Origin of the sequence: Streptococcus parasanguinis (assembly GCF_901875555.1) — a bacterium.
GTDB lineage: Bacteria > Bacillota > Bacilli > Lactobacillales > Streptococcaceae > Streptococcus > Streptococcus parasanguinis_H.
Genome location: NZ_CABFMD010000037.1, coordinates 14,751 through 39,315, shown reverse-complemented (window position 1 = coordinate 39,315; position 24,565 = coordinate 14,751). Strand labels below are relative to the sequence as shown.

Genomic DNA, 24,565 nt, shown 5'->3' with positions numbered 1-24,565 from the left:
CCTTTCATAAAAAATAGGGGTAGCTGATTGAGCCACCCCGTAAAATAGAAAATCTGCCAGTAGTAATGTACCGACAGATTTAATAGACGATTTCAAAAATCCCATGATTGGTTGAGATAAACGTTCCTGAAAGGTCTAAATCCCGACCATAGGCTTGATAATCAATATAGTTTTGAAGACTAGCTGGTACTTCGCCTAAAGCACCCGTTTCTTCAATGTAGTAGCGTGCCACGTCATACATATCATCACAATCGGAATGAATGATAATATCCTCTTGATGTTCGCTTAGTTCTTCAATGCTTGAAAAATGAGTGAGCAGAGCAGATAGCTCCGATTGTAATTCTTCGGGTAATTCCGATACCATTTCCCATAGTCGATTGAGTTCGCCAATGGAAGTGTATTCGTCAACCGTAAAGGGTAACTCGTAGTCATGAATGGCGTATTCCTCATATTCATCATTCAAGCCGATTTTCTCTTTGACTTCCTCAAAGTCAATGGGAAAGGTAAACCACGCACCGACCAATTCGCCCTCATTGTATTTGCCTAAATTCGCAATATAGACTTGCATATCGTCCATATATTCACGTCCTTTCTTTGTAGAGATTCAAAAATCCCTACCGCACTTCGTTTGGTGTACCATTCCTTTGCGGAACATAAGAAAACCACTTATATTCCACAAAAGAACGGTTTTATTTAAGCACCAATAATGCGATTGAATAGCTCTAGTAAAATGTCTTTTACTCCAGCAGCGTTGAAGACTAAGCCAACCGCAATAATCGCAATAATTAAAAAGCCAATCAGTTTGCTAAACTCACGCTTGAAGCCAAGATACAAGCCAATCACAACGATTGCTAAAAGCACCAGTGATTGAGCGTTTGATAGAAACCAGTTATAAAGGTTTTGTCCAAAATTCATAAAAATGTTCTCCTCTCTATATTCAATGAATTTGTATTTGAGTTATTTTTTTGTTGTTATCACGTCCTGTTCTTTTACTGACTGTTGCTTCAAAATCTGCTTGTGTCGGTCTGTCAGTTTCGCATGGTCGAGAATGTCTTTTACAACCTGCGTCTGGTTGATTTCATCAAGTTTAATCGCAACCTTTAAGGTCGGGGCAACTTGATGAGATAGCCAGTTCAGCGTCCTTTGGAAGGAGTAAGGCTCTGGTTTTGTGGTTAGTTTTAATCGTTCACGATTGTTCCCAATAAACCAAGCCCATTCTTCATTCAGTTTCCAATCAGAACGAGGTTTGGAATCGTCTTTATCTACAAAACGGATATACCGATTGATAATTTTAAAGGCGGTATGCTCTGGATTGTCATAGACGAGTAAAACACGGACTGCATAATAGGCACGCTCATTTTTCAATCGAATCTCAAAACGGTTTTTTACTTCTGCGTCTTCAATGGGAATATCATTTTTCTTGTACTGCTCGTAGTCCTTTTCATAGATACAGAAATAAACTTCACTTTGTAATGAACCGATATAGAGGGTGTTTCCCATACATTCCTTTTCCTCTTTGCGTACCAGTTCGCCACTGCGATAGCTTTTAAAACTGCGGAAGACGGAGATACATTCTTCCTGTTGGCACTTTTCAGTGAGTACAGGGATATTTAAAATCCCTGTCTTATCGTTAATGGCAAGGTCAAGGCGTTTCATCACACCGCCAGCCACCAAAACGTCCATAAAGAACTCATACCAGCTTCTTTGTTGTGCCAGAAGATAGCTTTCAAATTGTCTGCACCCACGACCTTTCAATTCCACCAGAACTCCTTTGTCCAGTTCATGGGAGCAAAGGACGAATATGTCGCCTAAAGCATAATGCTCTGAATAAGAATAGAAACCATAGTCCTCATGAAGAAAATAGGACAGTTTCAGTTGTAAGATGTTTTCGACCACCTGCTGTACGTCTGTTGTCGGAAAGCGAATTCTTACATAATCAAACAGCATTTCAAGGGGAGCGTCGGGATTGAAGCGTTCCAGAGCTTCCCAAAGGGACTGCTGTAAATCCTCTGATGGCTTGACTTTTCCTGTTTCAATATCGCTTAGATACTGCCTTGTAATACCAGTCGCAACAGCTAAACGGTTTTGAGATAGTCCATAAGCCAAGCGTTTTTCTTTTAAATGCTGTAACCAAGTTTGTTCATTCAGTAAAAATCCCTCCAATCAAAAAGGCGTATGTCAACTTTTAAAGCCCATTTGACATACGCTGAAATTTTGTAAATCCCTTGTAACCAAAGGATTTTCTAATGTTTTTTTGACTGTTTCCTGTCGATTTGTACCCCCCTGTTAGATACGGGGGGGTAAGTGCTGGCGTGGCTATTGCCACACCAGCCAGCAAGATCAGTCCACACCTGCGACTTCCGCTTCGCACGTCGCCTGCGTGGACTGTCTGCTGTTGGATAACTTTTTAATTTCCTCCAAGAAATCATATCCTTTTGGTACAAGGGGAGTATAAAACTCTGATATGACACTTGTTCCTACATCAACATAGCCACGACCTTTGATTCGCTTTAAGAAGAAATCCTTTTGTACGTCACTGCCAAACATCATGCCATAGCCCATTTCAGACATACGACCTAAAGCCACTCTGAAATTAAACTGATCACGGATTCCGTCGCCTAAATATTTTGCGTCTGGACGTTGACAAGCCAGTATTAGAAAGAAGCCAGCTTGACGACCTAACATGACAATCTGTTTCAGCTTATTCATAACTGCGGTGTTTTCTTTTGTTCCCAGCATTTCCATGAAAGCGACGTATTCATCAAAGATTAAGAAGTGTGCCGGGAGACCTAAGTAAGCATAATTTTTGCCAGTCTTATAGTTCTTCATCTGCTTCATTTCCTCACTACGTTTCATCATTTCTTCATAGAATGTTTCAATGCAAGAAAGCAAGTCTTCTTTTCTATAGTAGACATTTGCCATCACAGAACCTAAGTCCGCAAGATCAGCATTTTTCGGGTCAAGAATATACAGTTTTGAATCTGTATGAAGCAAGGCTTCAATCAGTGTCAGTATAAAGTAAGTTTTACCGCCACCTGTACCACCAGCAATCAACATATGAGGGAGCTTATCATATTCCCACCATACGTTTTTCATTAAGCGAAGTTTACCATCTTTAGCTTCTACTTCATCAATAGAAATACGACTGGCTATGGTGTCATAGAGCAAAGTATATTCCACATAGGAATCCTTTAACTCTTTATCCGTCAGCTCACAGTACAAGCCACTCTCTAATTTCTTTTCCAAGTGTAAGAGTTGGTCTTGATATTTTCCCAGCGTGATTTCCACCCGTATCTGTATCAAGCCATTTTTAAGTCGATAATACATTTTAGGGAAGTAGGTTATCTTTTCCTTTGTACGACCAGCACTATCTTTAAAGAAACCCTCTGTTTTGACCTGTTCAGATTCATACCACTTGTTTTCAAGTATCATCTTTGCCAGTTTTTGACGGTGGTAAAGTTGTTTAACCGTATCATAGCGAACCCGTTTGAATACAAACGCTACCAGCAAGCAGATAAGAATTGCGACACTGAAACTGATAATTAAATAGGGAATGTCAATCTTATCTGCTTGTGATAGGTTAAAATCCTGCCAGTTGATCTGCTGGATTGTCTTCACATGAAACAGTCCGACAACCAGCAGGAAAACAGGCAGGAGTGACGCTATCGTAAAATGAAAGACTAAATCTTTACCAGATGGGCGAATCCTTTTACCACGCTGTTTCATGCGAAAAAGTCTCCTTTCTACCTAGCGACTATTTGTCTTGTGTCGGTTCTTTCTTTGCTTGTGGTTGAGCTTTGAATGAACTAGAATCCTTTGTCAGCACAATATCGTCTGCCTTGATATACCAGTCAACATCTGCTCCTTGATAGGTGGCAGTAGCAACGGTGTCCGCAATGGGATTGATAAGTTCCACCCGTGCGTTATAATCAAACTCTTTCAAAGGCACGCTGGCAGGAATACTTACTTGAATCATGCGTCCTTGTCCTTTGGATTTTAAGTCATAGGTACGTTCCTTGATTTCATCTGAAACCGACCCGTCTTCATTTTGGATTCTCACTTCACGACGTAGAGCAGAGAATTTCAATTCTCCAAAAGTCGTGTCTTTATCTAATACAATGCCATTTGCTAATCTCATCATTTTTCCTCTCTTTCTTTATTCTTTTATCATGTCGTCAGCATGTAAAAGGTAATTTGTAAAACCACGAGTGCCGATTTTGTAGCCCTCTGCGGTAATACGTGGATTGACTAACTTCACACGTTCCTCAAAGCCGAAATGTTTTTCGCCAGCTTCAGCAGGAAGCACCACCACAATATCATCTGCTCTTTGAACATCAGAATAGAGATTATAGCTTCTTGATAAGACAGTTAGCCGTCCGTTGATTCTTCGCTGAACGACTTTATCCTCGCCAGCAAATTCTAAATTGCCGAATGTTTTTTCCATGTTGGGAATCACAAATTTAAGTTCCATATTTTTACCTATCCTTTCTTTTTTATTGGCTGAATGAATGTTTGATGGTCTTAAAGAGTGGGGAACGACCTTTTGATTCTTGATTTTTTGTTTTCATAAGTTCACTTCCTTTCAAAATCGGGTAAAAAAATAGACACCTCATTTTTTGAAGTGTCTACCTATTAAATATTCAAATTTTATTGGAAGTATCTTTATATCTTCACTTTTCAAGGATAAATCGTCGTATCAAAGCTCATTCATAAGTAGTAAATTAGTAGTAAATTGAGTGGTTTTGACCTTGATAAAGTGTGATAAGTCCAGTTTTTATGCGGATAACTAGATTTTTATGCTATTTTTTGAAGAAAAATAATATAGAGAACAAAGGAAATCAAGGCTCCCAACAGGGAGAAGAAAACTCCTGAACGATTCCTAAAATACAATAAAAAATTTCGCTTTAGTAAGGCTAGCATTAGCGGACCTCCCTTCCTGTAAGTGCAATAAAGGCGTCATCCATGGTCCCTGGACGAAACTCAAAATGGGCTAGATTATCTCTAACTTGCGCCAGGTAATCAATGGCTTCCCTTTCACTCTCGGGTCGAAGAACATACTCCAATTGACTTTGTTGCTCTACTGACATTCCCGAAGATTTGAGACTTTCTATCTGCTGTCTCTCCTTGAAACGAATCTTTAAGATATTAGTAGCATATTGGCTCTTAATATCTAGTGCCGATCCTTGAGCAATCACTTTCCCAAGATCTACAATATAAATTTGATCAGCTTCATCTGCTTCGTCAAGATAATGCGTGGTCAATACAACGGTCATTCCCTCTTCTCTCTGCAATTGATAGAGCAAATCCCAAATAGACTTCCGGGTTTGAATGTCTAAACCTGTCGTTGGCTCATCTAAGAACAGAAGATCCGGACCGTGCAGTAGAGCACGCGCAATGTCAACCCGACGCTTTTGGCCGCCTGAAAGCGTCCCATATTTCTGCTTTTGGAAAGCTGATAGGCCTAGTCGATCAATAAGATCAGACACACGATTTGGTTTTAGGCCTTTGTACTGTCTGGCACGAATGGTCAGATTTTCCTTAACCGTCAGCATCTCATCTAAAACACTGGTTTGGAAGACCACACCAATTTTAGTACCGGGTTCATAAATAATGTCGCCTTGCGTTGGTTGTTTCAAACCAATCAACATGGAAATCGTCGTTGATTTCCCCGCCCCATTTGGTCCTAGAATCGCATTAAACGTTCCCTTTTCAAACTGTAGGTGAATATGATCAACCACTAGATGATTTCCATACCGTTTACTGATGTTTTTAGCTTGTAATATCATGTTCTCTCTCCTTTTTGACAGTATCAGTCTAGCAAAAAAGCCGTTTAAAAAACGGCCTTTTGGGATAAGCGGTCAAAATGAGAACCTAAGTGGCAAGATGAAAGTGACAAAAAGAAGAAGAAAATTTAATGCAACCATTCTTTTCCCCATTGATTCAAGTCCTTTAAAATCGGCATCAGTGATTTCCCTTTTTCTGTCAGCTCATATTCTGTATGGAGTGGTATCGTTTCAAAATCATATTTCTCAATCAATTGGTTCTCTATTAAAACATCTAATCCACGTGTCAAACTGATAGTTGTAATCCCTTCAACTTCTCTTCTCAATTGATTGAAACGGACTCTCTTATGCTTGTTTATAACCCATAATATATTCATCCTCCATTTCCCACCAACCACATCTAAGACTCGAGACATACTACAGTTCCAATTTTTATTTGTTAACATTTTTTCTCCTTACAAAAATGTGCCTACTATTCAGGTAGTTTGTAAAGTATTATAATCTATTTATCATTTATTTTAAAGGAGTCACTTATGTTTATTGTAAATCTTACCTATATAAAGTCCCTTGATGAAGTTGAAAAACACTTAGAAAAACACATAGATTTTTTAAATCAGTATTATACAAAAGGTCTTTTTATCGCATCTGGAAGAAAAAATCCAAGAACCGGCGGTATCATTCTCATGAGAGCAAAAAATAAAGATGCTGTCCAAGAAATCATTGCACACGATCCATTCTATCAAAATGAGATTGCTCAATATGAGATCATTGAATTTGAGGCAAGTAAATATTGTCCAGAATTGAAAACCATCCTCGGCGATCCATTGGACGAAAAGGAGAAAATTAAATGAAGAGACTCAAGGTCCACTCAATACCGCGTAGAACCGTTAAAAAAGTGTGACTTAGTCCCATTAAAGCATCAGTTGCTATCTAGAGGCTCTTTTGTTACACTACTAATATGAATACACCGATCAAACCAAAATTACAACGATTTCAAACAGCCACTGCTTTTGCCTGTCCTATCTGTCAACTGAACCTAGAACTTGTGGGGACCAGTTTTAAATGTCCCAAGGCCCATTCTTTTGACTTGGCAAAATTTGGCTATGTCAACCTGGCTCCCCAGATCAAGCAATCAAAGGACTATGACAAAGAAAATTTCCAGAATCGCCAGCTGATCTTAGAAGCAGGGTTTTATGAGCCGATTCTCACAGCGATCGGACAAAAAATTCCGACTAGGGATGCCAGAATTCTAGATATCGGTTGCGGAGAAGGTTATTACTCCCGAAAGCTACAAGAAGCCTATCCCAAGGCTACTTTCTATGCATTTGATCTTTCCAAGGAATCCGTGCAGCTAGCTGCCAAGAGCGACGCTAGCTGGAAGGTCAATTGGTTTGTAGGAGACTTGGCCCATTTACCCATTCAATCTAAGAGTATGGAGGTCATTTTGGACATCTTCTCCCCAGCTAATTACGCTGAATTCGAGCGTGTCTTACAGGCTGGAGGGGTGATCATCAAGGTCGTCCCAACCTCTTCTCATCTAAAAGAAATTCGTCAGTTGGCCCAAGATCAATTGGCCAAGCAATCCTACTCCAACCAGGAAATTTTGGAGCACTTTGAAGATCACTGTCAGATCCTCTCATCCGAAACGGTCAGCCTTACCAAGAGTTTAACTCCTGAAGAACGTGAGGCGCTCCTCACCATGACCCCTCTTCTATTTCACGTTGACCAAGAAAAAATCGACTGGAGCCAACTCACAGAAATCACCATTGAAGCTGAGCTGCTGGTTGGGAAACTCAAGATACAAAGGACGTAGCGGATAAAGTCAAAATAGGGTATTCGACGCAGAATCATTAGATTTTAGGAGGATGCATTTTTAAAAATCTAATAAAATCCTAAAAAAGTTCATTCGTTTGAATTATCCAATCATCTACTGAAACTTTCCGCCGTGAGAAAAGTACCTGAAACACATTTGTTTCAGGTAGTCGGAATTATTGAAACCTTAGGTTCAATAATTCGTCATGGAACTTCCTGGATTGCTGAAATCATCCACTGGATAATTTCACCTAACGTCCATACTCACCTAAGGAAAGTTTCTAAGAAGACTTTATCTTCAATTAAAAGGCTGAGACCACCGTCTCAGCCTTTTACTCATCTTCTGTATGCTCTGTCATGACTTGTAAGCGATAGGTTTTAGGCGATTTTCCACAGAGTTTGCGAAAAACCTTGTAGAAATAGCCAACATTACTGTAACCGACCTTGTAGCAGATATCTTCAATACTATCATTGGTTGATAAGAGGAGCTGCTGGGCAGCCTTGATCCGCTGTTTGTTGAGGAGTTCTGCGAAAGTCGCATTGGTTTCTCGTTTAATTAATTGGCCTAAATAGACTGGATTAATAAAGAGACCCTGACTGATGTCCTTGAGTGACAGTTCTTTTTGGTAATCGCGGCTAATCACTTGAAGGACACTCGCTACATTTTCATTCATTCGATAGTGGGATAAGAAACGAGACAACTCTTCCTGGATAAAGCCAATCATCTCGCTAAAGGTGGCAGCATCATGGACTTTCTTTACCACATCAGCTAAATCGTCTCCTTGCAAGTATTCAAACAAATGAAAGACATCCATCAAAAATTGGATAAAGAGCTGCTTGGTCAGCGACACCTTGGGTGTCTTCTCAAGGATCATTTTTTCTAACCAGTCCAGTTCTTCTAAGATTTGCTGGATATTTCCTTGCATAATCACCCGATAAGCAGGCTCGTAGTAATGGAAGACCTCTTCATCTTGATTGAGAGGGGCCGCTCCATAAAAGAGACTCCGCTCCACTAGGTCCTTAAATTGATGAAAGTGCTCCTTATAAGGAGGCTCAAAGGCCTTCTCAATCATGGCTTCTTCTTCTTGATCCGAGATAAAGAGTTGAAGATTTTGCCCAAGAACTTGATAAGACGAGCTGATAAAGCCTTTTTTCTCCTTAGCGACTCCAATCCACAGTGAGTTCCGACCTGCGATATACTGACAAAACTCTTCCTCAGAGATGTCATCGTGAATCAAACGGTTGGCTAACTCTTGGCTTGGTTGCTGGATTTTATGCTGAATTTTTTCTAGGATATTGCCCATCTCCACCTTATTGACCGGTTTGAGCAGGTAGTCTGCCACGCGCAAATTGAGGGCTGTCTTGACATATTCAAAATCCTGATAGCCTGACATAATGATAAAGGCAGCATCTGGGATCAAATCCTTCATCTCAGCAATCATCTGAAGTCCAGTTTTTCCAGGCATATTGACATCTGTAATCACCACATCTACCGGATACTCTCGCACATAATCAAGGGCCTGGTCTGCATCTTCTGCAGTTGCGACCACTTCCATATTCCAGTGGTCAAAGGGGATTAATTTTTTTAACCCTTCTGTAATCATATACTCATCGTCTACTAATAAGACTTTGTACATTCTGTCTCCTTTATTCATCTTGAATGGTTATCGTATAGGTCACTCCATGGTTAGGTTGGGAGAAGACTTGGATATGGTAGCGATCTCCAAAATAGAGTAGCATGCGTTCATGGACATTGACAATTCCGATGGACTGCCGACCACTCTTTTCTTCGATTTCTGAGTGTGGATCGCGATTGGCTAGTATCTCTTGAATTTTTTCTAGCTGTTCTTCTTCCATCCCGCGCCCATTATCAGTAACTAGGATCATGACTTGCCCTTCTCCTTGCAAGACTTTGACACTAATCACATTGTCCTTGCGTTTGTGGTCCACTCCATGTGCAAAATAGTTCTCGACCAAAGGCTGGATCGTGAATTTGGGAATCTTCATTTTTTCCAAGCCTGGATCGATCCTAAAGCCATAGGCAATCGATTTTGGATAACGTACCATACAGAGGTAGCTGTATTTGCGACAAAATTCGAGCTCATTTTCAACTGTCGTCACTCGCTCATCTGAGATATTATTGCGTAAGAGACTGCTAAACTCATAGATAATATCACCCAACTCTTCTTGCTCTTGCATGACGGCATACATCCGGATAAATTCCAGTGTATTGTACATGAAATGGGGATTGATCTGGGCTTGTAGTGCCCGCATATTGGCATCTTTTTGGCTGAGCTGTAGCTGATAGATATCCCGAATATTCTTATCCATATTGTCTAACATGGTATTGATCATATTCCCAATGGCCAAAAGTTCTTGGTCCTTGGTCGAAGTATCAATCCGACGTTCACTATCGCCTTGACTGATCTGGTTCATGGTATCGACCAAATCGAAGACTTGACACCGATAATTTTTGAAAATCTGCCGTAATAACAAGTAAAGGATCAAGAAAATTAGGAAAGCAATAGAGAGAAAAGTGGTCAGGTTAGCTAGACCCTTTTTGACCAGATAACTTTCAGAAACAGCTACATCCACCTTGTAGCCATAGATCGTACTACGGGTTTGCCATTTAATCTTTTTGGGTAGATCCTTATCCCCTTCATGGTACATCTCTTTCCCAAAGGGAGTGAAGACTCGCACGGCGATCGGAAGATCGCCTCTGGCATTATCAATCGCTGCCGTCAAAATTTCTTGGTCCAGCGTCATATAAGCAATCCCAACTCCAGCACCCGTAGTCGGATCTGTCAAAGAAACCGGAATGGCTGTCGCAGGAGCCTTGTAATGGTCCGCTGAAACCTGCTTGCCTCCCTTCGATTGCCGCGTAGAGACAAATACCGTCTTGTAATCAGACAAGGTAACATCGATACCCTCGATGCTTTTATTGCTCAAATAGAGGCTGTCAATATTCTTATGTAGGGACAATTGGATATAAGAAGGGAATTGGGCATTCAATCTCCAAGTCTCATACTCCGATGGTGACAAGGTAAAATAGCGATAAACTCCTTCTAATTTTGCAGGGTTTTCAACGAGACTACGGCCTTCTTGTGTGACCCGCTGATAAGAGGTCTCAAGATCCGTCGCTACTTCGGTTAAGACCCGTTGGGCGATCCGATCGGCTTCAGCTTGCTGGTTTTTCCAAGAGATCCCCGCGACAACCAGGCCCATAATGGTCAAAATGACCACCATGACATAGGCGTAGAATTTTAAAAGCGTACTTAACCAGATTTTTTTCATCGTTAGGATACCAATTTTTCGTGGATGTTTTGATAAACAGGGTCAAAGATATCATTGACAAAGAAATGCCATACACCGATCAAGACGAAAAAGAGAAGGGCTGGCATATAGTAACTAATGACGCCAAGTAGAGCTGTTCCAAGGATGAGCTTCAGAACCGGACGAATGTCCAGCAACATTCCGATCAAACTGAGCTTGATACTGTTGGCATAAGAGAGCGCAAAATGAACTTGCAATTTCAAATAAACAGCGTAAGCTAGAGGCGCAACCAAAAGGAAAACCAGATTAAATAAGAGAACCAAAATTTGGAAGAAATTCAAGTGAGGAATCTGGATCATGAGGTACATGCCATAGAGGAGAACCCCTTCAATAGCAAAGAAGGTATAAAAGACTTGATTGGCTGGAACCAGATTTTCTTTGAAAAGTTCCCAAGCGCGTGACCAATGATAATCTTTGTAAGTCATGCCATTTTCCGCATAGAGGCTCATGATTGTGGCACTGGCCGGTCCTACTCCTAGAAGAACGCCCCCACAGATCGTCAAGACCCAAAAAATCCCTGTTACCAGCATAGCAACATAGACCCTCGTAAAAATGAACTCGATGATTTTTCCCATCATTCAGCCTCTTTCCCAAATAGTGATTCTATTATACCATAAAAATAAAACGCTTTCCCATATTTACATTAGTTAATTGAAATATTGATTTTCATTTACAGGATTCATTTTCATAAAGGATTAAAAAGGCTATGGAGATTCCTCCAAAGCCTTTTCACACTACCTGTTCTTATTTTTTAGAAGCAAGGTATGCATCGTATTGTTTTTGCATTTCATCAAGCACTTTTTGGTAAGCACCTTCTGATTTCAATTTTTCAAGCATCTTAGGAACTTCTACTTCAGGATCCACAGTACCAGTATTGATCGCACCTGCGAATTGGTTCAAAGTATTTGTAAGAGCAGTGATTTCTGATTTCACTTTATCTGTGTTAAAGATGAAACCAAGTGCTGGAGATTCTTTTGCAGTTTCCAAGTCTTTCTTAGATTGTGCAATTTGTTCATCTGTTACGTTTTCGTTGATGTAAAGAATCCAGTTGTTACCAGTGTTCCATCCAGACATGTGAGTGTTTCCGTTGTAGCCATCCAAGACTTTCACACGGTTTTCTTTGCCGGCAACTTTTTCCCAGTTCTTGCCTTCTGGTCCATAAACGAGGCCGTTCAAGAGTTCTGGATCAGTGTTCAAGAGGTTCAATACTTCCATTGCTTTTTCTTTGTTCTTAGAGTTGTTTGAGATAACAAAGTTAGCTACTTGAGTGGTATTGTTCTTCTTGTAAAGTTCAGTAAATGGTTTGATGTCGATCTTACGGTTTGCTACACGAGAAAGCAAGCTGTTACCGTAGTCAGCAGGTCCTACTGTTTCTTCACGTACCAACCAAGTATCTTGAGAAAGGTCGTATCCAGTATCGCTTGTAGCTACGTCTTTTGGAATGTATCCTGCTTCGTAGTATTTGTGAAGAGTCTTCAAGTTTTCTACATAACGAGGAATTGTGTAACGGTCAACGATCTTGGTAGTGTCACCTTTCAAGTCAACAACGAATGGAAGTCCATCAACAGCTACATAGTCGAAATCATCTGAAGGTCCACCGTAGCTCTTGTTCATGGCAAATGGAACAACGTTTGGATCTTTTTCTTTGATGGCTTTCAAGACTGGTTCAAGAGAAGCATAGTCTTTGACGTTTGAGATGTCGATACCATATTTTTCAACAAGTGGTCCGTTGAAAGCAAAGTTTTGAGAAGATGCAACGTTAGCTGCTACTGGAACAGCATAGATCTTGCCATTTACAGTGTTTCCTTTGATGTAAGCTGGGTCAAGTGCTTTGTAAAGGTCTTTCCCTTCTTTCTTGTACAATTCTGTCAAGTCAGCATAGGCACCTTTTTGAGCATTGATCACGTAGTTATTGGCAAAGGCAATATCATAGTTTTCACCAGATGAGATGATGACGTTCATTTTTTGTGCGTAGTCACCCCAACCAAGATATTGGATATCCAATTTTGCGCCGACTTTCTTTTCAATGATCTTGTTGGCATTTTCTAACAAGGTATCCAAGTTATCTGGTTTGTCACCGATTTGGTACATCTTGATGATTGGTTTACCATCTTCAGTTGTTGCTGATTTCTTGTTGTTCCCTGTAAGGCTTCCACAAGCAGCAAGAGTAGCTCCAAGAGCAATGACACTAGCAGATGCTAACGCGTATTTTTTCCAATTTTTCATAAGAAAAATCTCCTTTATGTTATTTTCTTTTTAGACTAAGTTATGAGTTGAAAATCCTGTTGATTTTCAACGAACGGCTTTATTCTTTCACACCACCGATGGTCAAGCCTTTTACAAAGTAGCGTTGGAAGAATGGATAGAGAATGGCGATTGGCACTGTTGCCACAACCACCATGGCCATACGTCCTGTTTCCCGTGGAATGGATTGTACAGCTCCTGCCAATTGGCCGGATACCCCGACGTTTTTAGCGATGTAATCCATATTGTTTTGGATTTGCATCAAGAGGTATTGCAATGGGTAAAGGTTGTCACTCTTAATATAGAGAAGAGCGTTAAACCAGTCGTTCCAGAATCCTAAAGCAGTGAACAAACTGATGGTCGCAATCCCTGGTAGAGAGAGTGGCAAACAGATTTGGAAGAAGATCCGTGTTTCACTTGCCCCATCGATCCGAGCAGATTCGAGGATGGCTTCTGGAATGGTCCGTTTAAAGAAGGTCCGCATCAAGATGATGTTAAATGGACTGAGCAACATTGGGATAATCAGAGCCCCGATGGTATCACCTAACTGCAAGAATTGAGTCGTCACAATGTAGCTTGGCACCAATCCTGCACTAAAGAGCATACTAAGGAGTGAAAATACGGTAAAGAACTTGCGGTATTTAAAGGTACTCCGTGAGATAGCGTAAGCATAGGTCGTTGTGATAAAGACATTACATGCTGTTCCCACAATGGTCACAAACAAGGTAATGAAGAGGGCTTGCAAGATTTTGTCTTTGAACTGTACTAAGAAGAGGTAACCATCAAATCCAAATTTTGCTGGCCAGAATTGAAATCCATGAACTGCCAAACTTTGTTCGTCTGTCAAAGAGATCATGACAACGAAGATGAAGGGAAGCACACAGGTCAAGCCGACCAAGGTCAACAATAAGGTAAAGAAGAAGTTGCTCTTCTTACTGAAAGAATGGATCCCGACATTATCAATTTTTTCTTTTTGAATGGTTGATTTTTTCATACGATCCTCCTTTCTAGAAGAGAGCGGCATTCTTATCAATGCGACGGGCAATGATATTTGAGATTAAAACAAGAACCAAACCTACTACCGATTGGTAAAGACCGGCTGCTGCTGTCATCCCGATATCCCCTGACTTGGTCAAACCGTTGTAGACATAAACATCAATAACGTTGGTCACACTATAGAGCGCTCCAGCATTATGCGGGATTTGGTAGAAGAGACCGAAGTCTGCGCGGAAGATATTTCCAACTGCAAGAATCGTCAAGACTGTAATCAAGGAAGACAACTGAGGAATGGTGATGTTGCGAATGCGTTGCCACTTAGACGCACCATCCACGGTCGCTGCTTCATAGTAAGTTGGATCGATTCCCATGATGGTCGCATAGTACATAACACTGCTATAACCAAAGCCTTTCCAGATTCCTAAGAAGAGGAGAAGCGCTGGCCAGATCCACAATTCCGAATAGAAATTGATGGCCTTCATGCCAAGTGAAGTTAAGATGTGGTTGACCAATCCTTTGTCCACATTTAGGAAGGCATCGGTGAAGAAGCTGATGATAACCCATGATAGGAAGTATGGGAAGAGCATGGAGGTTTGAAGCACCTTGACCACTCTTTTTGATCTCAACTCACTAAAGATGATGGCGATCCCAACGGAAACAATCAATCCTAAGAAGATGAATCCTAAGTTGTATAATACCGTGTTTCTTGTAATAATGTAGGCATCTTTGGAACTAAAGAGGAACTTGAAGTTGTCAAAGCCAACCCACTTACTCTTCATGACGCTGTCGATGAAGCCTTCTCCTGTGATATGATAGTCCTTAAATGCTACGATATTCCCAAAAACCGGAATATAGAAGAATAAGATTAACCACGCTGCACCAGGTAAGACCATTAAAAGAAAAATGAAATTTTCTCTCAGAGTCCTTACAAACTTTTTCATCTAACTCCCCCCTTTGAGTCTTGAGCGCGTTTTTACTTTGGTAGCGTTTACATTGCCTATTATAAGATAGCCTTTCTATATTTTCAAACTCCTAATTATAGAAAAAATTCTACAAATTTATGACATAGCTTTAAAAAAGGAGTAGAAAAGGGTGATTGTAAACACAGCTCCTCTTCTACTCCTATTCACCGTGGATAAGACATCTGTCATCCAACTTGGCATTTTTTATGTTGTATAAATGGTTGAGGCAGTCGCAATAGTATGCCATTGATTAGCCGTTGTAGCCGCGAAGTCCTGATCCCCGTATAAATCATTGAAGGGCAAGATCTCTACTTCTAGTTCATCAATACGTGTGATGGAACCAGCTAGATAGTCTGCAATCCGACTTTCTGCTCGCTTGATGCGTTGCAAGAGACCACCCATACGGATGTCTACGGTATCCAAGCCAAAGACCTTGTTTTCTTTCAACCATTGGTAGCTAAAGAGGTCATGAAAGTGTTCAATCTCACTTCTAAGTTTTGGCAATTCTTCTCTTGCGATTTGTCGCAAGCTCTCTTTATCACCTGCTTGATAAGCTTCCCGAATGCGTCGTCCCACATCAACCTTGCTACTTAAAATAGTATTCAACTGAGCCTGAGTTTCAAAGAGATAAGCGTAGGCGCCTGCTTTTTCTTTAATGCCAGAAAGGGTCTCAGCCGCTTTGGCAAAGTGGGGTTTGTCCTGCTCAGGAGTCATGTGCTTGTCAAGGATTGGGCAAAGAACATCCTGATAAAAGACATAGCGGTTAGGATTGATGCCGCTAAGATTGTCTGGTAGGTCTGGCAAGAGATTGGCCAGGTCAAGCTGCATGAAGTCCTCAACGGATAGACCTGTATTGGTCTTGAAGTGAGCGGATAGGCGTTCTAAATCATTGCGATAGCTGAGCTCTGCCCAGATTTGTAAGCTCGGAAGGATCGAAAACTGGGCAGTTTCTCCACCATTGTCTCCCCAACCCGTCACAATAACTTCCCTGATCTGATTAGCACGGCAGGCTTTGTTAGCTTCGACAGCGATGAGACGACTGAAATGGTTGTGAGGCGTAAAACCAATCCACTTCCAAGCTCCCCCCGCAAAGGCGATGTCCTGACTAATCTTGTGGTGATTCCGGAAGTTGCGGTTGTATTTTTCTTCGCTATCTTGGTAATAATCCCAGTAAACCAAGGTGACACGGTCTTTTAGACGATCTAGATAGACACGAGTTTCCTCAGGAATTTCCACTTCACGATCGTACTGGCCATCTGCTGACATAAGCTTGAAGAACATATCGCTCCACATCTGGCAGTGGAAACCATACTTGTCTGCAATATCCAGCACGCGCTCCAAGTGTTGGCACATAAGGAGGCTTCGATCAACCACACCGTTTAGGATAAGGTAGCGACCCAAACCAACTAGGTGAGCTTCGTCCATCCCAATATTGACCTTGCGAGTTTGCAGTTTAGACAACGTCGCAAACATGCCGTCAATCAGGTCATAAACTTTTTCTTCACCGATGAGGAGAATGTCCTCTACATCACGGAGTTGCTGCACTTCCTTGACACCCCATTTGACAAAGGCTGACAAGTGGGCCAAGGTCTGGATACAGGGGACAAAGGTCATATCAAACTGCTGCGCGTAGGCTTCAATTTCCTGTAGCTCTTCAGCCGAATAGGCCCCACGGAAATAGCCAAAGTATGGTTGTCCTTCAATCTGATAGGTGTCTTCCATATAAAGCTCAAAGGTTGAATAACCCATGAGAACCAAGACCTCAATCATCTGTTTGGCAGATGCGACATTGAGCACGGCGTTGCGCGAACAGTCCGCCATATAGGCTAAATCTTCATAGGCTGCCTGTTCTTCAATCTCTACCTTGTTACCTCCTGCCAAAGCTGTTGCTAGCAGAGATAAGGTGCGGTAAAGCTGATGAGGTTTACGGTAAGTCAAGTAATACTGTTCATTCTCTCCCTTGATAGAGATGGAAGCTTGATCAGACTGAGCGACAGCCACTTCTACATCCGGTAGGGAAATATGCTTTTGAAGCAACTGTATAGCTTGTGCTTGTTTACTGCTGATTCCGGTAAAACTTACCATTGGTTTTCCTCCTGTAACCAGTTGACAAGGGCACCGTAGAGATTGGCATCTGCGTGATAGGTACAAGCCTGAATCACTGGAGCGATGGTATATTCTTCATATCTTTCCACAAAAGCATCTACTGCTTTTTGCACCCCTTTGATAAACTCAGGGTTCTGACTGATAGAGCCACCTAGGCTAATGACATCTGGGTCGATCAAGTACTGGATATTAAGAAGACCTTGAGCCAGATTACGGTTCATGCGCTCAATCGCTGCTTGGCAAAGAGCATCACCTGCTGCAGCCTCTTGATACACCTTACGACCATCCCAGTCTGACCGACCTGATTTTTCAATCACATAACGAACCATGTTGCCTGTAGAAGCGAGCTGCGACCAATTATTGAGCTTTTCTGCTGGTTCAATGGTTGTCATATAGCCAAACTCTCCTCCCAAGCCATGGCGCCCACGGTGAAGCTTACCATTGATAATCATGGCCCCTCCAATTCCTGTACCAATCACGACACAGGCTGCATTTTCAATCTCAGGATGAGCCAGCAGTTCACTCAGTCCAACGCAATTGGCATCATTTTCTAGATGGACAGGTAGCTTATGATGAGCAAGCGCCTCATACCAAGAAAATCCATGTATATAAGGAATGGCACTAATCCCCTCAATCACTCCAGTTTCTTGATTAACGGCTCCTGGCACACTCATAGCAATCCCACGATAGTCTTGTTCTGACAAACGTTGGTCCAACCAAGCCAGTAACTCTTCCAGAGTCTCTGGAGTTGGCGTGCTGGTCTTATCTAAAATTTTTCCATCAGGAGTTAGACTAGCAAACTTAATCCCAGTCCCTCCGATATCAATCGTTGCAATGGTCATTACTTTCACCTATAAAAAAGAGCGAAAAAAGCAGTTGATTCTTACTTTTTTCACTCCTCCTTTCTTTTTGAAATTAAATTTCTTCTTTTTGAATGAATTCTGTACGAATCTCTTGTGGTGCCAATAGTCCTGAATGGAACGGATACGGTTGCTCCAGAAGATCGACAACTGTTTGTTGTCCTTCTGACACGCGCACATTTTCTTGGCTCATATTGTAATAGCGAAGGATGTAACCTTCTTCATTTTCTGCCACCTTAAAAGCTGTTGGACAAACCTGAGGATGCGTCAAAGCCGTATGCTTGAGTAAGCTACCAGACGCTGCTACACTTCCTTCTTGTTTTTCAACTTGAAGACTGGTCATCGGTGTCTGTAAAGCTTTAGCTCGGCGATAAGCGGAGAAGCGCCCCTGAGCTTGATGGCATTCTACTGCATATTCCACCTCAAAGTCCCGCAAGCATTGTGCTTCTGGTGTTGGGAAATAGCCCCAGTCACCGAGTTCCCCTGAAGCACGCAGAAGGGTCACGGCTATGGTATCGTCTCCAAGGATTTCGTATTCGTGCAATCCTTTGTTGGCTACGGTTACTCCTTTAACATCATCATACAAGCTGACAAAGGCTTGTTGGTGCTGGGGATTTTCAGGATTTTCCCAAGAAGCAGCTGGTTTATTTGGCCGTGTCACCACCTCATAGATACTTTCTGAATCATTACTTGGACGAGTGTTATGAGTTTTCACCAAGAGACGGATACGGTGATCCTTGGCTATATTGGTAAAGCGCGTCTTGAAGCGAATTTGCGGATCATCCACAAAGATAGTCATCTCCGTTTCAAGAGGGATGGTTGTCACCTCTTCTGAGCGACTTGCCTTGCGGTTCATAAACTCGATAATGCCTCTTTGCTCCGCATCCAATTGTTCATCTGCGCTGACTGGAATGGTCAAGTCATGCTTGAGCAAGATTTTGGCATAGCGAGCATTGTTTTCTAGAACTTCATAACCTTTCAGTTGAGCAAAGATCGGCTCCGTTCCTTTTGGTTGGAAGTAGATATATTCATTACCGATATCACCACGATCTTCAAATTGGATAAAGTCTTCGTAGGCTTCGTTAGTAGTCTTGTCGTAAACTGTAATTCCTTCATCTACACTCACTGTTACGAATGGTGTATCAATGACTCCATTTTGGTAAATACCATCATGGTAACCTACTTGGCCTTCGACCAATTGGAAGCTTGCCCAAGAAAGTGGTGCAAGGTGAATTGGAATTGTCACGCGTACTTGACGTGCAATATAAGGTTGGCGGAATTTATCCTTAGGCAAGGTATAGCCAAAGCTTGCTCCCAAGTCTTCAATCTCTGCTTCTACAAGATGATCATCTAAATCTTCTACATGATAGTCTGGCAAGGTCAAAGCGGCCATTTTCTTGAAGCCTTCTGTCGGGTGCAATTCCTTAAATGGACAAACCGCTACATCGACGATCGTGCTGACGGTATCCACCTTATCATGCAAGCCTGTATTGATGACCGTAAAGAGATGCTCACTCTGGGCTTTTTGAGTCGCTAGTTTACCCTTCCATTCGTTCAGAAGGTTGGTCTTGACAAAGTTTCCAACTTGGTTAACCTTGGCAAAACGAACTTCCATTTCACGGTGAACATCATCCACGCTACAACCACAAATACTATCGTGCGGCGCATTTTGTAAGAGCGTCTTCCAGGCATAGGTCAACTGATCCTTGTGGTGATGTCCACCAGTGATGATGGTCAAAGGTTCGACCACTTGCTCGAGTAAGTTGCTGTTTTCTTGGAAGGCTTGCTTGAGATAAATCCGAGAAGAAGACGTATTTGCCAGTGTGTACCAACCATCGGTTTCCTGACTGGTCAATTCTCCCGTAACCGTTGATAATTGTTCAGGGAGCGCACTCTCCACTGCTTGCACATATTCATCAAAGGAGCTATGAACAAAGGTCACGTCAGGGAAAAGTTCGTTAGCTACGCGTATAGCTTCACTCAAGTTTCGTTGAACCGGTTGGTGGTCACAGCCGTTCATCATCAACCATTGGTTGGTTGAGGCATAGTCACGAACATCTGCCAATTTTTGTTTCCAGAAAGCCAAAGCTTCATCTTTATCCACTGGAATTTCGTTCCCGTTACTGTACCAGTTGGCAAAGAGAATGCCCAGTACACGACTCCCATCCGCCCCTTGCCAGTACATTTCAGAAAATTGAGAGGTAAATTGCTCATCTCCAAGAACTTGGTTGTCAAATCCGATCGGCTTCACCCCACGCCCAAAGGCCGCTACGTGAATGCCTGATTTTTGAAGGATTTGAGGAGCTTGTCCCATATTTCCAAAGGTATCAGGGAAGTAACCAATCTGCGTAGATTTCCCCCATTTGGCACATTCAGCCTGTCCAATCAAGGTATTGCGAACGTTGGCTTCGCTGGAGATCAAGTAATCATCCTGCAAGATATAGAAAGGACCAATCTTGAGCTTGCCCTCGTCGATATAACGCTGCACCTTATCGCGATTTTCAGGGCGAATTTCTAAATAGTCATCAAGGACAATGGTTTGCCCATCCAAGTGGAAACTCTTGAATTCAGGATCGTTTTCAAAAAGATCAAACAGATTGTCAAACAGTTCCACCAATTGCATGCGGTGACTTTCAAAAGGTAGATACCACTCACGATCCCAGTGACTGTGAGAGATAATATGTACAACAACATTTTCCATGAGTAAAACCTCATTCTAACTTAAAAATATATTTGTGATTCTTGACAAGAACCTGTTGAGCGAAAGCTCATTAGCGAATATCCAAGTAATCCAAGACCAATTCGCAGAACATCATGTTAGCCCAAGAGAACCATTCACGCGAGTATTTGGTTGGATCATCTACGTGGAAACTTTCGTGCATGACACCCGTGCCACCATCACAAGCGACCAACTGGTCCAGCAAGAATTTCTTCTCAGCTTTATCTGTAGCTGTTAAACCTTGGATCGACAGGGCAATCGGCCAGATATAGCGGTAGAAAGTATGAGAACTTCCTAGCCCACTAGCGTATTCTCCTTGGTAGAAGTATGGATTTTCAGGGCTCAAAATAGTCCTACGAGTGGCTTGATAGACCTCATCGTTCACATCACAGTAACCAAGATAGGGAGCAGCTAACAAACTTGGTACGTTAGGGTCATCCATGATGCTAGCATTTCCTAAACCGTCCACTTCAAAGGCATAGATCTTCTCGCCCTTGCTATTAGTCGTGTAGGCGTAGTTTTCGATCCCTTCTTGAATCTCCGCTTGCAATCGTTTGGCATCTGCAATGATACTCTCACTATCAGCTAGATTCAATGTTGCAAAGATTTCTTGCACATAACCCAAGACAACCACTGCAAACATATTTGACGGAATCAAGTAGCTATATTGACAACAATCATCACTTGGACGAAAGGCTGACCAGGTCATTCCTGTCACGGCAAAATCAGGGCCAAAACCACCATTAACTAAGGTGTCTTCCTTACGATCGGTATCCCGAACAAAGCGATAAGGAGAGTTCTTGTGGTCTTGCTCTACTGTCCAGAGATGAAGGATTTCCTTAGTCGCTGTGACAAAGGTTTCATCAAATTGGCTAGTTTCACCAGTTTCCTTCCAAAGGAGATAAGCTAATTGCAAGGGATAGCAAAGCGAATCTACTTCATACTTGCGCTCCCAAATCCAGCCATTGAGGTCTGTATGGTCGGTCTCGTGGTGACCCTTCCAGTTCTCTTCAATGTTGAAGGAGTTAGCATAGGGATCCTTGAGAATCAAAGTCGTCTGACGTTTAACCAAACCAGCAATGGTCTGGCGCAATTGGGGATCTCGTTTAGCCACATGAAGATAAGGTCTCAATTGAGCTGTTGAGTCACGCAACCACATAGCTGGGATATCACCTGTTAACACAAAGGTTGAACCGTCTTCTAAAATTTCAACTGTATTATCCAAAGTGTCTGTATAACAACGTTCAAAGACATCCACCCACTCAGGGTACTCCTTAGCTCGCTCAGCCACTTGATCCAACCATTCTCTCACAATTTCTCTTGAATAGGTCATTTATTTTCCTCACACATATCGATTCTTTCCTATTCAGTATAAAAGATTTCAAAAGGGAAATACATACGCAAACTATAGCCCTTTTTCTACAAAATTTTCCATTTGATAAAAACGCTATCATATTTGACAACACTTTGATACAATGAAGAAAATACCACTGCGTGTTCCAAGAAAAACACAGATCATTTAAGGTTGATGAAGAAAAAGGAGACAAGATGCACACAACTTGCCAGACCATCGATACCCGCTGGGGGAGCGATAATCACCCCCACTATTCGTACGGAAACACCCTCCCTTATACCGGAGTCCCTTTTGGAATGAATTACTTTCTTCCTCAGATGACACATGAACAAGGAGCTTGGTTTTTCAACCCCAATCTCCCTATTTTTCAGGGCTTTCGCCTCACCCACCAGCCTAGTCCTTGGATCGGAGACTACGCTTGGTGCCTCATCACGCCCATCACAGGAGAAGCTACATGTTCCGACCTCTTCCGTCGCCAAAGCAGTTATTCGATGAAAGAAGCTCTTTTTCAGCCCCACTACCTTCGTATTTTTTCGGAACGTTATCAGATTCAAAGCGAGCTGGTTCCAAGCCGCTACGGGGCTGTCCTGCGCTTTCGAGCACCAGAAAAGCTGACTCTCTGCTTTCATGCAGCAAATGAACTAGAGGACTTGACCCTTACAGACCACACCTGTCACTTCCGCATTCTGGATCAGGCTCATACCTCAGATACTTCCTACTCTTTCTATCTCCAGTGGCAATTTAGCCAGCCGATCGAGAACGTCACTCACATCGATCAAGATCTTTTTCTCACCTTTGCTAGCAATGAAGTGACCGTCCAATTAGGAACTTCTTATCTGTCTCAAGACATGGCTCACCATCATCTTCCCAACCTTTCTCTAGAGGAAGCTAAAAAAGAAGCAGCCGATCAATGGAATCAGCTACTAAAACGAATTGAAGTAAAAGATACCGGTGGGTGTGATCAAGCTTTCTTCGACCATTGCCTGTATCGTCTCCTCCTTTTCCCTCAAACTTTTTATGAAACGGATACTGAGGGAAATGACTGGCACCTGGATGTCACTCATAATGAAATCAAACCAGGAAAAGCTTATACAAATATCGGATTTTGGGACCTCTTTCGGACCTCTTTTCCGCTCTTTAGCCTTGTCTACCCCGATTACTACCGTCACTTTCTCGAAGGATTTTTAAATACATACAAGGATACTGGTTTTCTACCAAAATGGTTAGCCCCAGATGAACGAGGAATGATGCCAGGTACCCTTATCGATGGAGTCTTCGCAGATGCTGTCACAAAAGGGATCGCACCAGATCTACATGAAAACATGCTGACAGCCATGCTCCAAACAGCCAAAAAAACTGATCCTCATCAACATTTTGGTCGCCATGGCAATGAAACTTACAAGGCACTTGGCTACCTACCCGATGATTTTCACGAAAGTGTTAGCCATAGCCTCGATTATGCTTATAGTGATTTTTGCATTGCCACTGTCGCAAAACAATTGAGCCAGACAGAAATGGCTACTCAGTATGCTGCTTCCAGCCTCTCCTACCGAACATTGTACGATGCCCAAACGGGTTTCATGAGAGCGCGATCCACCACTGGAAAATTTAAAGAGCCCTTCTCTCCTACCAGTTGGGGAGGAGATTATGCAGAATGCTCTGCAACCCAGGCTACTTTTGGAGCCTTGCACGACCTCTCCGGCCTGATAGAGCTGATGGGTGGCAAAAAAGCCTTCACCCAACGACTGCTGGATTTAGCCAATCAAAGACCTCAATTTGACGTAAGAGGGTATGGCTATGAAATCCATGAAATGAGTGAAATGGCCCAAGCCCCATTTGGGCAGATCGCCATCTCCAATCAACCCAGCTTTCACATCCCCTACCTCTTCCGCCACAGTCTCCACCCCGAATATACCAATCTCCTTATCCACCAGATCCGTTCCCAAGCTTTCCATCAAGATTTCCAAGCCTATCCAGGTGATGAGGACAACGGTAGTCTATCTGCTTGGTACATCTGGTCAGCCCTTGGACTCTATCCAACCTGCCCAGGAAAACCAATCTATGATCTGGGCCTCCCCCTCTTTAAAGAAGTCCTTCTCCATCTTCCCAAGCAAGAGCTCAAAATTTGCGCCAACTCACACACTGCAGGCGCCTATTTCATCCAAAAAGCCCTATTAGATGGTAAAGAGAAACAAGAGGTTTCCCATCAAGATCTCCTTGAAGCCCAATTGCTCCAGTTTGAGCTTTCTTGGCTCCCACCACATGCATAAGAAAAGAGAGTGGGACAGAAATCGGTAATTCGTTAGAATTCGATTTCGTCGTCCCACCTCCGCACAGTTGAGTAGGGCTGTAAAAGCTGATGAAATCAGCGTAGTAGAGCCCACTCAACCACTGCG

21 protein-coding genes and 1 pseudogene are annotated in these 24,565 nt (G+C 42.3%); 3 read left to right on the top strand and 19 right to left on the bottom strand.

The genetic code is table 11. The annotated features are described in order from the left end of the window. Window positions 1–79: 79 nt before the first annotated feature. From JX304_RS10365 to JX304_RS10320, 9 genes and pseudogenes are all read right to left on the bottom strand, one after another. Window positions 80–577 (bottom strand): antirestriction protein ArdA, encoded by a 498-nt coding sequence (locus tag JX304_RS10365; protein WP_000342539.1) that lies wholly within the window; start codon window positions 575–577, stop codon window positions 80–82. Between the two features lie 116 nt (window positions 578–693). Beyond that, window positions 694–915 (bottom strand): hypothetical protein, encoded by a 222-nt coding sequence (locus JX304_RS10360; protein ID WP_001009056.1) that lies wholly within the window; start codon window positions 913–915, stop codon window positions 694–696. 42 nt (window positions 916–957) lie between these two features. Then, window positions 958–2,163, bottom strand: coding sequence for a MobT family relaxase (gene mobT / locus JX304_RS10355; protein ID WP_205012478.1), 1,206 nt, complete (start codon window positions 2,161–2,163; stop codon window positions 958–960). A gap of 177 nt (window positions 2,164–2,340) precedes the next feature. Continuing rightward, window positions 2,341–3,726 carry an FtsK/SpoIIIE domain-containing protein gene (locus JX304_RS10345; protein ID WP_000813488.1) on the bottom strand — a complete coding sequence of 462 codons (1,386 nt, stop codon included), beginning with the start codon at window positions 3,724–3,726 and terminating at the stop codon, window positions 2,341–2,343. Window positions 3,727–3,754: 28 nt separating this feature from the next. Further along, window positions 3,755–4,141: a YdcP family protein gene (locus tag JX304_RS10340; RefSeq protein WP_000985015.1), complete on the bottom strand. Its 387-nt coding sequence runs from the start codon at window positions 4,139–4,141 to the stop codon at window positions 3,755–3,757. Between the two features lie 15 nt (window positions 4,142–4,156). After that, the gene (locus JX304_RS10335; protein ID WP_000420682.1) at window positions 4,157–4,471 is read right to left on the bottom strand and encodes a YdcP family protein; all 315 of its coding nucleotides are present in this window, start codon (window positions 4,469–4,471) and stop codon (window positions 4,157–4,159) included. Between the two features lie 332 nt (window positions 4,472–4,803). Further along, window positions 4,804–4,920: pseudogene (locus JX304_RS10330) on the bottom strand (ABC transporter permease); the annotation flags it as partial. Further along, on the bottom strand, window positions 4,920–5,786 hold the full coding sequence (locus JX304_RS10325) for an ABC transporter ATP-binding protein (RefSeq protein ID WP_049496827.1): 867 nt from the start codon (window positions 5,784–5,786) through the stop codon (window positions 4,920–4,922). The pseudogene JX304_RS10330 and the gene JX304_RS10325, both read right to left, overlap by 1 nt. 125 nt (window positions 5,787–5,911) lie before the next feature. Next, window positions 5,912–6,229, bottom strand: a complete 318-nt coding sequence (locus JX304_RS10320; protein ID WP_080978948.1) for a winged helix-turn-helix transcriptional regulator — start codon at window positions 6,227–6,229, stop codon at window positions 5,912–5,914. 87 nt (window positions 6,230–6,316) lie between these two features. Here JX304_RS10320 and JX304_RS10315 point away from each other — a divergent pair, with 87 nt between their 5' ends. Then, on the top strand, window positions 6,317–6,634 hold the full coding sequence (locus JX304_RS10315) for a YciI family protein (protein WP_049496823.1): 318 nt from the start codon (window positions 6,317–6,319) through the stop codon (window positions 6,632–6,634). Window positions 6,635–6,741: 107 nt separating this feature from the next. After that, window positions 6,742–7,596 (top strand): putative RNA methyltransferase, encoded by an 855-nt coding sequence (locus tag JX304_RS10310; RefSeq protein ID WP_205012477.1) that lies wholly within the window; start codon window positions 6,742–6,744, stop codon window positions 7,594–7,596. Between the two features lie 331 nt (window positions 7,597–7,927). Here the strand turns inward: JX304_RS10310 and JX304_RS10305 are convergent, their stop codons facing one another. From JX304_RS10305 to JX304_RS10260, 10 genes are all read right to left on the bottom strand, one after another. After that, a complete protein-coding gene (locus JX304_RS10305) occupies window positions 7,928–9,232 on the bottom strand; it encodes a response regulator transcription factor (RefSeq protein ID WP_205012476.1) in 1,305 nt (434 codons plus the stop codon). A 10-nt stretch (window positions 9,233–9,242) separates the two neighbouring features. Next, the gene (locus JX304_RS10300) at window positions 9,243–10,889 is read right to left on the bottom strand and encodes a sensor histidine kinase (RefSeq protein WP_205012475.1); all 1,647 of its coding nucleotides are present in this window, start codon (window positions 10,887–10,889) and stop codon (window positions 9,243–9,245) included. A 2-nt stretch (window positions 10,890–10,891) separates the two neighbouring features. Next, window positions 10,892–11,503 carry a YesL family protein gene (locus tag JX304_RS10295; protein WP_205012474.1) on the bottom strand — a complete coding sequence of 204 codons (612 nt, stop codon included), beginning with the start codon at window positions 11,501–11,503 and terminating at the stop codon, window positions 10,892–10,894. A 169-nt stretch (window positions 11,504–11,672) separates the two neighbouring features. After that, window positions 11,673–13,154, bottom strand: a complete 1,482-nt coding sequence (locus JX304_RS10290) for an ABC transporter substrate-binding protein (RefSeq protein ID WP_205012473.1) — start codon at window positions 13,152–13,154, stop codon at window positions 11,673–11,675. 79 nt (window positions 13,155–13,233) lie between these two features. Continuing rightward, window positions 13,234–14,166 carry a carbohydrate ABC transporter permease gene (locus tag JX304_RS10285; protein ID WP_205012472.1) on the bottom strand — a complete coding sequence of 311 codons (933 nt, stop codon included), beginning with the start codon at window positions 14,164–14,166 and terminating at the stop codon, window positions 13,234–13,236. A gap of 13 nt (window positions 14,167–14,179) precedes the next feature. Continuing rightward, window positions 14,180–15,109, bottom strand: a complete 930-nt coding sequence (locus JX304_RS10280) for an ABC transporter permease (RefSeq protein WP_049492090.1) — start codon at window positions 15,107–15,109, stop codon at window positions 14,180–14,182. 225 nt (window positions 15,110–15,334) lie between these two features. Further along, on the bottom strand, window positions 15,335–17,215 hold the full coding sequence (locus tag JX304_RS10275; protein WP_205012471.1) for a beta-N-acetylhexosaminidase: 1,881 nt from the start codon (window positions 17,213–17,215) through the stop codon (window positions 15,335–15,337). Next, window positions 17,209–18,078: an ROK family protein gene (locus JX304_RS10270; protein ID WP_205012470.1), complete on the bottom strand. Its 870-nt coding sequence runs from the start codon at window positions 18,076–18,078 to the stop codon at window positions 17,209–17,211. Before JX304_RS10270 ends, JX304_RS10275 begins: the two co-directional genes overlap by 7 nt. 73 nt (window positions 18,079–18,151) lie before the next feature. After that, on the bottom strand, window positions 18,152–20,797 hold the full coding sequence (locus tag JX304_RS10265; protein WP_205012469.1) for an alpha-mannosidase: 2,646 nt from the start codon (window positions 20,795–20,797) through the stop codon (window positions 18,152–18,154). A 70-nt stretch (window positions 20,798–20,867) separates the two neighbouring features. Beyond that, window positions 20,868–22,148, bottom strand: a complete 1,281-nt coding sequence (locus JX304_RS10260) for a glycoside hydrolase family 125 protein (protein ID WP_205012468.1) — start codon at window positions 22,146–22,148, stop codon at window positions 20,868–20,870. A 215-nt stretch (window positions 22,149–22,363) separates the two neighbouring features. Between JX304_RS10260 and JX304_RS10255 the strand changes: the two genes are divergently transcribed. Next, on the top strand, window positions 22,364–24,439 hold the full coding sequence (locus tag JX304_RS10255) for a GH92 family glycosyl hydrolase (RefSeq protein ID WP_205012467.1): 2,076 nt from the start codon (window positions 22,364–22,366) through the stop codon (window positions 24,437–24,439). Window positions 24,440–24,565: the final 126 nt, after the last annotated feature.

What these genes read in the sequence shown, in the direction of transcription:
- JX304_RS10320 (WP_080978948.1), bottom strand. Translation starts at nt 6,229, where the DNA reads ATGTTAACAAATAAAAATTGGAACTGTAGTATGTCTCGAGTCTTAGAT.
- JX304_RS10315 (WP_049496823.1), top strand. Translation starts at nt 6,317, where the DNA reads ATGTTTATTGTAAATCTTACCTATATAAAGTCCCTTGATGAAGTTGAA.
- JX304_RS10275 (WP_205012471.1), bottom strand. Translation starts at nt 17,215, where the DNA reads ATGGTAAGTTTTACCGGAATCAGCAGTAAACAAGCACAAGCTATACAG.
- JX304_RS10265 (WP_205012469.1), bottom strand. Translation starts at nt 20,797, where the DNA reads ATGGAAAATGTTGTTGTACATATTATCTCTCACAGTCACTGGGATCGT.
- JX304_RS10340 (WP_000985015.1), bottom strand. Translation starts at nt 4,141, where the DNA reads ATGATGAGATTAGCAAATGGCATTGTATTAGATAAAGACACGACTTTT.
- JX304_RS10255 (WP_205012467.1), top strand. Translation starts at nt 22,364, where the DNA reads ATGCACACAACTTGCCAGACCATCGATACCCGCTGGGGGAGCGATAAT.
- JX304_RS10365 (WP_000342539.1), bottom strand. Translation starts at nt 577, where the DNA reads ATGGACGATATGCAAGTCTATATTGCGAATTTAGGCAAATACAATGAG.
- JX304_RS10360 (WP_001009056.1), bottom strand. Translation starts at nt 915, where the DNA reads ATGAATTTTGGACAAAACCTTTATAACTGGTTTCTATCAAACGCTCAA.
- JX304_RS10335 (WP_000420682.1), bottom strand. Translation starts at nt 4,471, where the DNA reads ATGGAACTTAAATTTGTGATTCCCAACATGGAAAAAACATTCGGCAAT.
- JX304_RS10310 (WP_205012477.1), top strand. Translation starts at nt 6,742, where the DNA reads ATGAATACACCGATCAAACCAAAATTACAACGATTTCAAACAGCCACT.
- JX304_RS10345 (WP_000813488.1), bottom strand. Translation starts at nt 3,726, where the DNA reads ATGAAACAGCGTGGTAAAAGGATTCGCCCATCTGGTAAAGATTTAGTC.
- JX304_RS10300 (WP_205012475.1), bottom strand. Translation starts at nt 10,889, where the DNA reads ATGAAAAAAATCTGGTTAAGTACGCTTTTAAAATTCTACGCCTATGTC.
- JX304_RS10290 (WP_205012473.1), bottom strand. Translation starts at nt 13,154, where the DNA reads ATGAAAAATTGGAAAAAATACGCGTTAGCATCTGCTAGTGTCATTGCT.
- JX304_RS10295 (WP_205012474.1), bottom strand. Translation starts at nt 11,503, where the DNA reads ATGGGAAAAATCATCGAGTTCATTTTTACGAGGGTCTATGTTGCTATG.
- JX304_RS10260 (WP_205012468.1), bottom strand. Translation starts at nt 22,148, where the DNA reads ATGACCTATTCAAGAGAAATTGTGAGAGAATGGTTGGATCAAGTGGCT.
- JX304_RS10305 (WP_205012476.1), bottom strand. Translation starts at nt 9,232, where the DNA reads ATGTACAAAGTCTTATTAGTAGACGATGAGTATATGATTACAGAAGGG.
- JX304_RS10280 (WP_049492090.1), bottom strand. Translation starts at nt 15,109, where the DNA reads ATGAAAAAGTTTGTAAGGACTCTGAGAGAAAATTTCATTTTTCTTTTA.
- JX304_RS10285 (WP_205012472.1), bottom strand. Translation starts at nt 14,166, where the DNA reads ATGAAAAAATCAACCATTCAAAAAGAAAAAATTGATAATGTCGGGATC.
- JX304_RS10270 (WP_205012470.1), bottom strand. Translation starts at nt 18,078, where the DNA reads ATGACCATTGCAACGATTGATATCGGAGGGACTGGGATTAAGTTTGCT.
- JX304_RS10325 (WP_049496827.1), bottom strand. Translation starts at nt 5,786, where the DNA reads ATGATATTACAAGCTAAAAACATCAGTAAACGGTATGGAAATCATCTA.